The organism is Streptomyces hainanensis, assembly GCF_004348415.1.
Lineage (GTDB): Bacteria > Actinomycetota > Actinomycetes > Streptomycetales > Streptomycetaceae > Streptomyces > Streptomyces hainanensis.
The window spans coordinates 25,424-35,129 of sequence record NZ_SMKI01000013.1 but is presented as its reverse complement, the minus strand read 5'-3'; the positions used below and the strand labels follow the sequence as shown (position 1 = coordinate 35,129).

Annotated in this window: 10 protein-coding genes and 2 tRNA genes; 7 read left to right on the top strand and 5 right to left on the bottom strand. The window is 73.6% G+C overall.

Translation table 11 applies throughout. The annotated features are described in order from the left end of the window. Positions 1-87: 87 nt before the first annotated feature. From E1283_RS02415 to E1283_RS02405, 3 genes are all read right to left on the bottom strand, one after another. Positions 88-759, bottom strand: coding sequence for an NAD(P)H-binding protein (locus E1283_RS02415; RefSeq protein WP_132816048.1), 672 nt, complete (start codon positions 757-759; stop codon positions 88-90). Positions 760-817: 58 nt separating this feature from the next. Beyond that, positions 818-2,698, bottom strand: coding sequence for a sialidase family protein (locus tag E1283_RS02410; protein WP_207930266.1), 1,881 nt, complete (start codon positions 2,696-2,698; stop codon positions 818-820). A gap of 130 nt (positions 2,699-2,828) precedes the next feature. Then, entirely contained in the window at positions 2,829-4,007 is a 1,179-nt protein-coding gene (locus tag E1283_RS02405) for an amidohydrolase family protein (protein WP_425086125.1), read from the bottom strand. A gap of 139 nt (positions 4,008-4,146) precedes the next feature. Here E1283_RS02405 and E1283_RS02400 point away from each other — a divergent pair. The 7 genes from E1283_RS02400 to E1283_RS02370 all read left to right on the top strand — a co-directional run bounded on the left by E1283_RS02400 (position 4,147) and on the right by E1283_RS02370 (position 7,295). Continuing rightward, positions 4,147-4,219: transfer RNA gene (locus E1283_RS02400), tRNA-Thr, on the top strand. A gap of 47 nt (positions 4,220-4,266) precedes the next feature. Further along, positions 4,267-4,339, top strand: a tRNA-Met gene (locus E1283_RS02395). Between the two features lie 96 nt (positions 4,340-4,435). Then, positions 4,436-4,600: a 50S ribosomal protein L33 gene (gene rpmG, locus E1283_RS02390; protein ID WP_132816042.1), complete on the top strand. Its 165-nt coding sequence runs from the start codon at positions 4,436-4,438 to the stop codon at positions 4,598-4,600. 110 nt (positions 4,601-4,710) lie between these two features. Further along, positions 4,711-5,166 (top strand): MaoC family dehydratase N-terminal domain-containing protein, encoded by a 456-nt coding sequence (locus E1283_RS02385; RefSeq protein ID WP_132816041.1) that lies wholly within the window; start codon positions 4,711-4,713, stop codon positions 5,164-5,166. Positions 5,167-5,168: 2 nt separating this feature from the next. Then, on the top strand, positions 5,169-5,603 hold the full coding sequence (locus E1283_RS02380; RefSeq protein ID WP_132816039.1) for a MaoC family dehydratase: 435 nt from the start codon (positions 5,169-5,171) through the stop codon (positions 5,601-5,603). A gap of 27 nt (positions 5,604-5,630) precedes the next feature. Further along, on the top strand, positions 5,631-6,062 hold the full coding sequence (locus tag E1283_RS02375) for a PPOX class F420-dependent oxidoreductase (protein ID WP_132816038.1): 432 nt from the start codon (positions 5,631-5,633) through the stop codon (positions 6,060-6,062). Between the two features lie 177 nt (positions 6,063-6,239). Next, a complete protein-coding gene (locus E1283_RS02370; RefSeq protein WP_132816036.1) occupies positions 6,240-7,295 on the top strand; it encodes a UDP-N-acetylmuramate dehydrogenase in 1,056 nt (351 codons plus the stop codon). 6 nt (positions 7,296-7,301) lie between these two features. Here E1283_RS02370 and E1283_RS02365 read toward each other — a convergent pair whose 3' ends face one another. Together E1283_RS02365 and E1283_RS02360 are read right to left on the bottom strand one after the other, a co-directional pair. Further along, positions 7,302-8,324 (bottom strand): adenosine deaminase, encoded by a 1,023-nt coding sequence (locus E1283_RS02365; protein WP_132816034.1) that lies wholly within the window; start codon positions 8,322-8,324, stop codon positions 7,302-7,304. A 69-nt stretch (positions 8,325-8,393) separates the two neighbouring features. Further along, the gene (locus tag E1283_RS02360; protein WP_132816032.1) at positions 8,394-9,626 is read right to left on the bottom strand and encodes a pyridoxal phosphate-dependent aminotransferase; all 1,233 of its coding nucleotides are present in this window, start codon (positions 9,624-9,626) and stop codon (positions 8,394-8,396) included. Positions 9,627-9,706: the final 80 nt, after the last annotated feature.

Below are 9,706 nucleotides of genomic sequence, written 5' to 3'. Positions count from 1 at the left end.
CTCCCGGCCCGTGGGCCCGGCGCGCACGCCCGCCCCGCGCCCCGCGCGCAACGGTGGGTGGGCGAAAAGCCCGGCGGGCAGCGGCGGCTACCCCGCCACGCCCGCCACCTCCGTCACCGCCCGCGGGATCGCCGTCGGGCCGGCGACCAGGTCCAGGCTGAGGCCGGTCGTGGCGGGGGTGTCGAGGAGGGCGAGCAGCACCGCCGCCACGTCGTCCCGGCTGATCGAGCCCCGCTCGGTGGACTCGGCCAGCGTCACGAGACCCGTGCCCGGCTCGTCCGTGAGGCCGCCGGGTCGCAGGACCGTCCACGACAGGCGCCCGGTCCGCGACCTGATGTCCGCGTCGGCCGCCGACTTGGCCCGCAGGTAGGCCGCGAACACCGGGTCGGTGCCGGGCGGCGGCTCCCGGTCCGCGCCGATGGAGGAGACGATGACGAAGCGTCGCACCCCGGCCAACTCGGCCGCGTCGGCGAACAGCACCGCGCCGCCCAGGTCCATCGTCTCCTTGCGGGCCGCCCCGCTGCCCGGTCCCGCGCCCGCCGCGAAGACGGCCGCGTCGGCGCCCTCCAGATGGCGGGCCACCTCCCCGACCGTCGCCGACTCCAGGTCGCAGACGGCCGGTTCGGCGCCGGCCGCCCGCAGGGCGTCGGCCTGGGCCGGGTTCCGGATCAGGCCGACGGCCTCGTCACCACGCGCCGCGAGCAGCCGCTCGAGCCGCCGGGCGATCTTGCCATGTCCACCAGCGATGACTGTGCGCATGCCGTCGACCGTACGCCACCGCACCGGCCATCAGCCGCTGGCCGCCGGCCGTGGCCGGCTACCGCACCCGGTCGAGCGGCAGTGACGCGACCGCGCCGCGTGGCGACGCGTTGACCCCGCGGACCCGGTCGAGTTCGGAGTCCGACAGCGCGCGCCCGTACACCCGAACCTCGTCCAACGCGCCCGTCATGTACTGCAGACTGTCCGGCCGTTGGCCCAGGTGCACGCCGAACGTCGAGTTCCGACTCACGCTGCCCGGCACGTCGGCCCTGGTCAGCGCGTCACCGCCGTCGATCGACAGCCGCAGCTCGCCGTCCGCTCTGGTGAAGGCCAGGTGGTGCCACTGGCCGTCGTTGTAGGCGCCCGCGGTGTCCAGGTTGGCCGAGGTCGGGGCCGACGAGCCGTCACGGGTGGTGATCAGGGCGCGGACCCGGCCGCTCGCCGGTTCGCCGCGTACCCACACCTGTGGGTTGTTGGAGCCGACGCCGCCCATCCACAGGAACGGGTGGCTGCCGCTCGTCGCCGAGTACCTGAACCACAGGCTCACCGTGAAGTCCTCGCTGCCAAGCGGCTGTTCACGCCGGTACGGCAGCCGTACCGCGTCGTCCCGGCCGTCGAACGTCAGCGCGGAGCCGAACCGCCCCTCGGTCGTCGTCGCGCCGCCGATCACATACCCGGACGACGCGCCGTGCGCGGCGTCCCTGGTGGTCGGGCCCGTTCCCGACCGGCCGCCGAGGAAGGGCTCGCCGAAGCGGGCGAACCGGATCTCGTCCCGCGCGTCCACCGGGCCGGCCTCGTACATCAGACCGACCGTCGTGTCGTCGATCTTGACCATGTCCGAGTAGCCGGCCCAGTCGGTGGTCACCAACGCCGCCTGGTCGACGCTCTGCCAGGTGCGGCCGCCGTCCCACGAGGAGCGGACCATCATGCGGCGCCGCCGGTCCGGGTCGGCGGGCGAGGCGAACAGCAGCCGCGAGTCGTCGAACGGGATCACCGAGCCCTGCACCTGAGGGGTGTAGAGGTCGGGCAGGGTCCTGAAGGGACCGGCGAAGCTCTCGCCGCCGTCCCGGCTCCAGGCGTGGCTGCGGTGGCCGAGGTCGGTGCCGCCCTGCTCGCGGCCGTTGACGTAGATGCGGCCGTCGGGCAGTTCGGCCAGCGTCGACTCGGACGGCCGCTGCGCGTAGGTGCCGTCGGCGGCCACCGGGTGGCTGTCGACCGCGCCGAGCTCCCAGTTGTCGCCGCCGTCGTCGCTGTAGGCGAGGGCCACGTGGCTGGCCGTGACGCCGCCGTCCCCCCAGCTCTCCGCGTTGATGGTGAAGACCAGCCGGCCGTCGTGCGCGCCGCGGGCGAGCTGGATCCCGTGCACCGGGCCCGTGGCGTACCAGGAGTCCCAGTCGTCGGGCCGCAGTTCCTCGGCCAGGCTGCGCGGCTCCGACCAGGTGCGGCCGTCGTCGTCGCTGGAGGAGAGGTACGGGATCCGCTCGCACGGCGCCGGGCAGTCGCCGCCGCCCGGCAGGCCGGCGTTCCTGGTGGACGGCAGCAGGATGCGGCCGGTCTCGGTGTCGACCACCGGGGCCGGGTTGCCGTGCGTGTCGCCGTCGCCTTCGTCGATCACCTGGTACGGGCTCCAGGTACGGCCGTCGTCCGTGGACCGCTTGACGACGATGTCGATGTCGCCGGCGTCGGTGCAGTCGTTGGTGCGGCCCTCGGCGAACGCCAGCAGGGTGCCGCTGTTGGTTCGCACGATCGCGGGGATGCGGAAGCAGGCGTAGCCGCCGTCCAGGTCGGAGCGGAAGATCACCTGCTGTTCGATGGCCGCCGGGCCGACGTCGTCGGACTCGGGCGCGGAGCCCGGTGGGGCGGCGAATGAGGGGAGGGGGAGGAGAGAGAGGGCGAGGGCCGCGACGGCGATCGCCGCGCGACGTGGGGTCAACGCCATGCCAGAACCAGCCTTTCGGGCGGGGTGGCTGCTACACGGTGCGGCTCGTTCGTCGGACATCGCACATCATCCGACGAACCGTCACGAAGTGTCTCCTGTTGCGAAGACCATGACAAGGAGCCGTGGCCGGTCAGTACCCTGTGGACTGCCGCGGCAGCTCCGGGCCGCCGGCCGCCCCGGCCCCGCAGTACTCGCGAACGGCGCTGGTCCTGGCCACGATCCGGCCACGGTGGATGACGAGGCGGCTGTAGGCGAGCGACAGCGCGTCGGCGACCGTTCGCCCGCGCACCGCCAGCAACTCGGCCGGGAAACCGGCCTCGATCCGCACCTCGGGCAGCCCGAGCGCGGCTCTGGCCCGGTCGCTCACGGCGCGGTAGGCGTCGCGCGGCCGGCAGACGCCGCGCGCGGCCAACTCGTGCGCCACGTCGAGCGGATCGCCCCGCCCCACCGGATTGACCGAATCCCGCAGCGCGCCTCCGCCGGCCGCGACCCGCACCCCGGCCGCCGTCAGCAGCCGCACCGGCGCGCGGCCCCGGGCGGTGGCCAGGCCGCAGGACCCGGGCGGCAGACAGATCACCGTCACCCCGGCCGCCGCCAGCTGCCCGGCGGCCCGCGCCGCCACCTCGGGCGGCAGCCGTGAGAGCCCACCGCAGGGCCCGATCGCCACCCCGGACCGGCAGGCGCCGGCCGCCGAGGCGAGCCGGGCCAGCCGCACCGGATCCGCGCCGTCCGTGTGCAGGTCGATCGCACAGCCGTGCTCGTCCGCGAGGCCGAGCACGATGTCCAGATAGCCGGCCGGGTCCGGATCGAGATCCGGCGAGCCGCCGAGCGCCCCCGCCCCCATCTTGGCCGCCTCGGTCAGCAGCGCCCGGTTGTCCGCGCCGGCCAGGCCGGTCAGCAGCCGGGGCACCGCCACGACGCCCAGCTCCGCCAGGCCGCGCAGCGTCCGCGCCGTCTCCAGCGCGGCCTCCAGCACGGCCAGGCTCTCGGCGCCGCCGATCCTGACGTGGCTGCGCTGGGCGGTGGCGCCGTGCCCCAGCTGGGTCAGCGCGGCCTCGGTGATCCGGCGGCGCAGCGCCACCGGTGTGCCGGCCGGCGGGCCGGGCAGCACACCGGTGAGCGCGGTGTCGTGGTGGGCGTGCGGCTCGGCGGGGGCGGGCAGCAGCAGATAGCCGGCGAGATCGACCTCCTGCGCGCCCGCGGGCGGGGTCAGGCTGCCCGGGGTGCCGACGGCCTCGATCCGGTCCGCGCTCAGCAGGAGGTCGACGGTGCGCCCGTCGGCGAGCCGGGGTCCCCTGAGTGTGAGCATCGCCATGGAGCGTACGGGTCCCGTGTGGCCCGGGAGGGCAAGGAGGAAATAGTCGTACCGCTGTGGTGGATCACCGGTCGGCCCCCGGTCTCAAAGGATTTCTCCTTCTGCCCGGGACCGTGTAATCTCTTCAGCGCTCGCCCCAATAGCTCAGTCGGCAGAGCGTCTCCATGGTAAGGAGAAGGTCAACGGTTCGATTCCGTTTTGGGGCTCTGAGATGTGGGTCTCCGTCATCGGCGGAGATCCCCCGTCTCATAAGGGCGGCGTAGCTCAGTCGGTAGAGCAAACGGCTCATAATCGTTGTGTCACCGGTTCAAGTCCGGTCGCCGCTACCTCAAGTAGCCGGTTGAGGGGTCGCTCCTCCGATCGGCTACTCTCTCTGTGTTGAAGCAAGTGTTTCACCCGTCCATCCGTCAAGGAGCACTCACGTGGCTGCCACCGACGTCCGCCCGAAGATCACGCTGGCCTGCGTGGAGTGCAAGGAGCGGAACTACATCACCAGGAAGAACCGGCGTAACGACCCGGACCGCCTGGAGATGAAGAAGCACTGCCCGCGCTGCAACCAGCACACCGCGCACCGCGAAACCCGCTAACACCAACCGCAGAGTTTCGTAGACGAGGCCGCTCCCGTCCCCGGGGGCGGCCTCGTAGGCTGTCTGGCCGCGCCACCGTCACGCCAGGAAGCCGAGTTGAGAGGGATCCCATGCCACTGGACGAGTCCTTCGTCGGGCGGAGCTACCCGCCCACCGAGCCCTACGAGGTCGGGCGGGAGAAGATCCGGGAGTTCGCCCACGCCATCGGGGACGCCAACCCGGCCTACGCCGACCCGGAGGCGGCCAAGGCCCTCGGCCACCCCGACGTGATCGCACCGCCCACGTTCGTGTTCTCCATCACGTTCGCCGCGGCCCAGACCGTCATCCAGGACCCGCAGCTCGGCCTCGACTACAGCCGGGTCGTCCACGGCGACCAGAAGTTCGCCTACTCCCGCCCGGTGCGCGCCGGCGACCGGCTCTCGGTGACCTCGGTCATCGAGTCCGTCAGCTCCCGCGCCGGCAACGAGATCGTGGACGTGCGCGGCGAGGTGCACGACGCGTCGGGCGAACACGTGGTGACCGTGCACACCAAGCTGGTGGCCAGGATGACCGGGGCGGGGGAGTAGGCATGACGGCACGGATCGCGTACGCGGACGTCGAGGTCGGGACCGAGCTGCCGGGCGCCGTCTTCCCGGTCGACCGCGCCACCCTGGTGCGGTACGCGGGCGCCTCTGGCGACTTCAACCCCATCCACTGGAACGAGCGCTTCGCCAGGGACGTGGGCCTGCCGGACGTCATCGCGCACGGCATGTTCACCATGGCCGAGGCCGGTCGGATCATCACCGACTGGGCCGGCGACCCCGGCGCCGTGCTGGAGTACGGCGTCCGGTTCACCAAGCCGGTCGTCGTCCCGGACGACGACAAGGGCGCCGAGATCGAGGTCACCGCCAAGGTGGCGGCCCTCCTCGACGAGGAGGCCCGCACCGTCCGCGTCGACATCACGGCCCGCAGCGCCGGCCAGAAGGTCCTCGGCATGGCCCGGGCGGTCGTCCGCCTGGCCTAGGGCACCCGGCAGGGCGATGATCGTGCCATGACGACCGCATCGTTCGATCCACGTGGGCTGCTCGCGGAGAGCCGGCTCGGGGTCCTGGCCACGATCAAGAGAGACGGGCGACCGCAGCTGTCGCCCGTCACGCCGTTCTACGACCGGTCGGCCGAGGTCATCCTCGTCTCGATGACCGAGGGGCGGGCCAAGACCGCCAACCTGCGGCGTGACCCGCGGGCCACGCTGAACGTCACCGGCGCCGGTGGCGCGTCCTGGGCCACGGCCGAGGGCGTGGCCACCCTCACCGGCCCCGGGGCCGACCCGCACGGGCCCGAGGTCGAGGCTTTGGTGGACTACTACCGCAGGGCCGCGGGCGAACACCCGGACTGGGACGAGTACCGCGCGGTGATGGTCTCCGACCGCCGCGTGCTCATGACCATGACCGTCGACCACGTCTACGGCGCCCGCATCCGCTGACCCCCGCCGGCGGCCGTCCAGCCGGCCCCCCGCGACGCGCGACCGGGAACGCTCCCCGCCCGCGGGCAGGCCCGGCCGGCCGGGGCCGGTGGCGGCGCGCGCCGCCGCGCGACGCGGGGGGCCGTACCCCATGTCCCTTCGAGCCGTTGCGCCCGGCAGGGCGCATACGCTGGGGAGGTGCAGGAGACCAGAAACGCATCGCTCGCGCCCCTGACCACTCTCCGCGTCGGCGGGCCCGCGCAGCGGCTCGTCGTGGCCGAGACCGACGACGAGGTGGTCGCCGAGGTGCGGGCGGCCGACGCCGCCGGCACCCCGCTGCTGGTGGTCGGCGGCGGCAGCAACCTGCTCGTCGGCGACGCCGGCTTCGCCGGCACCGCGCTCCGGATCGCCACCACCGGCCACCACCTCGACGGCACGGCACTCGAACTGGCCGCCGGTGAGAACTGGTCGGACGCCGTCGCCCGCACCGTGGACGCCGGCCTGGCCGGCGTCGAGTGCCTGGCCGGCATCCCGGGGTCCGCGGGGGCCACGCCGATCCAGAACGTCGGCGCCTACGGCCAGGAGGTCTCCTCCGTCATCACCGAGGTCGTCGCCTACGACCGCGTCACCCGCGCCGTCGTCACCATCCCCCGCGCCGAGTGCGGCTTCGCCTACCGGCACAGCCGGTTCAAGGCCGAGCCGGACCGTCACGTCGTGCTCCGGGTGCGGCTCACCCTGGAGGACGCCGGCGGGCTCTCGGGGCCCATCCGCTACGCCGAGGCCGCCCGGCTGCTCGGCGTGGCCCCGGGCGCCCGGGTGCCGGTCGGCACCGCGCGGGAGGCCGTCCTCAAGCTGCGCACCGGCAAGGGCATGGTGCTCGACCCCGAGGACCACGACACGTGGTCGGCCGGCTCGTTCTTCACCAACCCGATCCTGGACGACGCCCAGCACGCCGCCTTCCTGGCCCGCGTGGCGGACCGCCTCGGGCCCGACGTCGAGCCGCCCGCCTACCCGGCCGGCGCGGGCCACACCAAGACGTCGGCGGCCTGGCTGATCGACCGGGCCGGCTTCACCAGGGGCCACGGCACGGGCCGCGCCCGGATCTCCGGCAAGCACACCCTCGCGCTCACCAACCGGGGCGGGGCCACCGCCGCCGACGTGCTCGCCCTCGCCCGCGAGGTAAGGGACGGCGTCGCGGCCGCCTTCGGCGTCACCCTGGTCAACGAGCCGGTGCTGGTCGGCGCCACCCTGTAGGGGGTGTCAGACCGCCAGCCACTCGTCGATCTCCACCAGGATCTTCTCCCGCACGTCCTGCGGCGCCGCCGAGCCCCGCACCGACTGGCGGGCCAGCTCGGCCAGCTCGGCGTCCGTGAAGCCGTGGTGCTCCCGCGCGATCTCGTACTGCGCGGCGAGCCGCGAGCCGAACAGCAGCGGGTCGTCGGCGCCGAGCGCCATCGGGACGCCCGCCCGCCACAGCGTCCGCAGCGGCACGTCGGCCAGCTCCTCGTAGACCCCGAGCGACACGTTGGACGCCGGGCAGACCTCGCACGTCACCCGCGCCTCGGCCAGCCGCTCCAACAGGTAGGGGTCCTCGGCGGCCCGGACCCCGTGGCCGATCCGGCTGGCCCGCAGGTCGTCGAGGCAGTCCCGGACACTCGTCGGCCCCGACAGCTCACCGCCGTGCGGGACGGCGAGCAGCCCGCCGTCCCGCGCGATGGCGAACGCGCGGTCGAAGTCCCGCGCCATGCCCCGGCGTTCGTCGTTGGAGAGCCCGAAGCCCACCACCCCGCGGTCCCGGTAGCGGACGGCCAGCCTGGCCAGCGTCCGCGCGTCCAGCGGGTGCCGGATCCGGCTGGCCGCCACCAGCACCCGCATCCCGAGGCCGGTCTCCTTGGCGGTGGTCTCCACCGCGTCCAGGATGATCTCCAGCGCCGGGATCAGGCCGCCGAGCCGCGGCGCGTACGAGGTCGGGTCGACCTGGATCTCCAGCCAGCGCGAGCCGTCGACCAGGTCCTCCTCGGCCGCCTCGCGCACCAGCCGCCGGATGTCCTCAGGTTCCCGCAGGCAGGCCCGCGCCGCGTCGTAGAGCCGCTGGAAGCGGAACCAGCCCCGCTCGTCCGTGGCCCGCAGCCGCGGCGGCCGGCCCCCGCTCAGCGCCTCCGGCAGGCTGACCCCGTACTTGTCGGCCAGCTCAAGCAGCGTGGCGGGGCGCATCGACCCGGTGAAGTGCAGGTGCAGGTGCGCCTTGGGGAGCGACCGGACGTCACGAACAACACGATCCATCTTCAGATCCTGCCGTATAGCCACCGACGTCCGGTAGTCGCATACCCCCCAGGGGGTCCTCTCCGAACCTCAGTCCTGGGCCTCGGCCAGCAGCTTCTGGATCCGCGAGACGCCCTCGACCAGGTCGTCGTCGCCGAGCGCGTAGGAGAGCCGCAGGTAGCCGGGGGTGCCGAACGCCTCGCCCGGGACCACGGCCACCTCGGCCTCCTCGAGCAGCAGCCCGGCGAGCTCCAGGCTGTTCGCCGGCCGGCGGCCCCTGATCTCCTTGCCGATCAGCGCCTTGACCGACGGGTAGGCGTAGAACGCGCCCTCCGGCTCCGGGCAGTCGACGCCCTCGATCTCGTTCAGCATGCGCACGATCGTGCGACGCCGCCGGTCGAACGCGGACCGCATCTCCGCCACCGCCGTCAGGTCGCCGGAGACGGCGGCCAGCGCCGCCGCCTGCGCGACGTTGCTCACGTTGGAGGTGGCGTGCGACTGGAGGTTGGTGGCGGCCTTCACCACGTCCTGCGGGCCGATCAGCCAGCCCACCCGCCAACCGGTCATGGCGTACGTCTTGGCCACGCCGTTGACGATCACGCAGCGGTCGGCCAGCTCGGGCACCAGCGCCGGCAGCGAGTGGAACTCGGCGTCACCGTAGACCAGGTGTTCGTAGATCTCGTCCGTCAGCACCCACAGGCCGTGCTCCGCGGCCCACCGGCCGACCGCCGCCGTCTGCTCCCGCGAGTACACGGCGCCGGTCGGGTTCGACGGCGAGACGAACAGCAGCACCTTGGTGCGTTCGGTGCGGGCCGCCTCCAGCTGCTCCACGCTCACCCGGTAGCCGGTGGTCTCGTCGGCGACCACCTCCACCGGGACGCCGCCGGCCAGCCGGATCGACTCCGGGTAGGTGGTCCAGTACGGCGCGGGCACGATCACCTCGTCGCCCGGGTCGAGCAGCGCGGCGAACGCCTCGTAGATCGCCTGCTTGCCGCCGTTGGTCACCAGCACCTGGGAGGGGGTGTACGTCAGGCCCGAGTCGCGCAGCGTCTTGGCGACCAGCGCCTCCTTCAGCTCCGGCAGCCCGCCCGGCGGGGTGTAGCGGTGGAACCGCGGAGCGCGGCACGCCTCGACCGCCGCCTCGACGATGTAGTCGGGGGTCGGGAAGTCGGGCTCACCGGCCCCGAAACCGATCACCGGACGCCCGGCGGCCTTGAGGGCCTTCGCCTTGGCGTCCACGGCGAGCGTGGCGGACTCGGAGATCGCGCCGATCCGGGCCGAGACCCGGCGCGCTTCGGCAGCTGAGGAGGTTGCGGCACTCATAGGGGCATCGTCGCAGACGTGGAACGGCAGTGACACATGGGTTCTCCCCGGTTCTCCCGGCGTTCCCCGGTCGATCGGGG

What these genes read in the sequence shown, in the direction of transcription:
- E1283_RS02415 (WP_132816048.1), bottom strand. Translation starts at nt 759, where the DNA reads ATGCGCACAGTCATCGCTGGTGGACATGGCAAGATCGCCCGGCGGCTC.
- E1283_RS02375 (WP_132816038.1), top strand. Translation starts at nt 5,631, where the DNA reads ATGACGACCGCATCGTTCGATCCACGTGGGCTGCTCGCGGAGAGCCGG.
- E1283_RS02380 (WP_132816039.1), top strand. Translation starts at nt 5,169, where the DNA reads ATGACGGCACGGATCGCGTACGCGGACGTCGAGGTCGGGACCGAGCTG.
- E1283_RS02410 (WP_207930266.1), bottom strand. Translation starts at nt 2,698, where the DNA reads ATGGCGTTGACCCCACGTCGCGCGGCGATCGCCGTCGCGGCCCTCGCC.
- E1283_RS02360 (WP_132816032.1), bottom strand. Translation starts at nt 9,626, where the DNA reads ATGAGTGCCGCAACCTCCTCAGCTGCCGAAGCGCGCCGGGTCTCGGCC.
- E1283_RS02365 (WP_132816034.1), bottom strand. Translation starts at nt 8,324, where the DNA reads ATGGATCGTGTTGTTCGTGACGTCCGGTCGCTCCCCAAGGCGCACCTG.
- E1283_RS02385 (WP_132816041.1), top strand. Translation starts at nt 4,711, where the DNA reads ATGCCACTGGACGAGTCCTTCGTCGGGCGGAGCTACCCGCCCACCGAG.
- E1283_RS02405 (WP_425086125.1), bottom strand. Translation starts at nt 4,007, where the DNA reads ATGCTCACACTCAGGGGACCCCGGCTCGCCGACGGGCGCACCGTCGAC.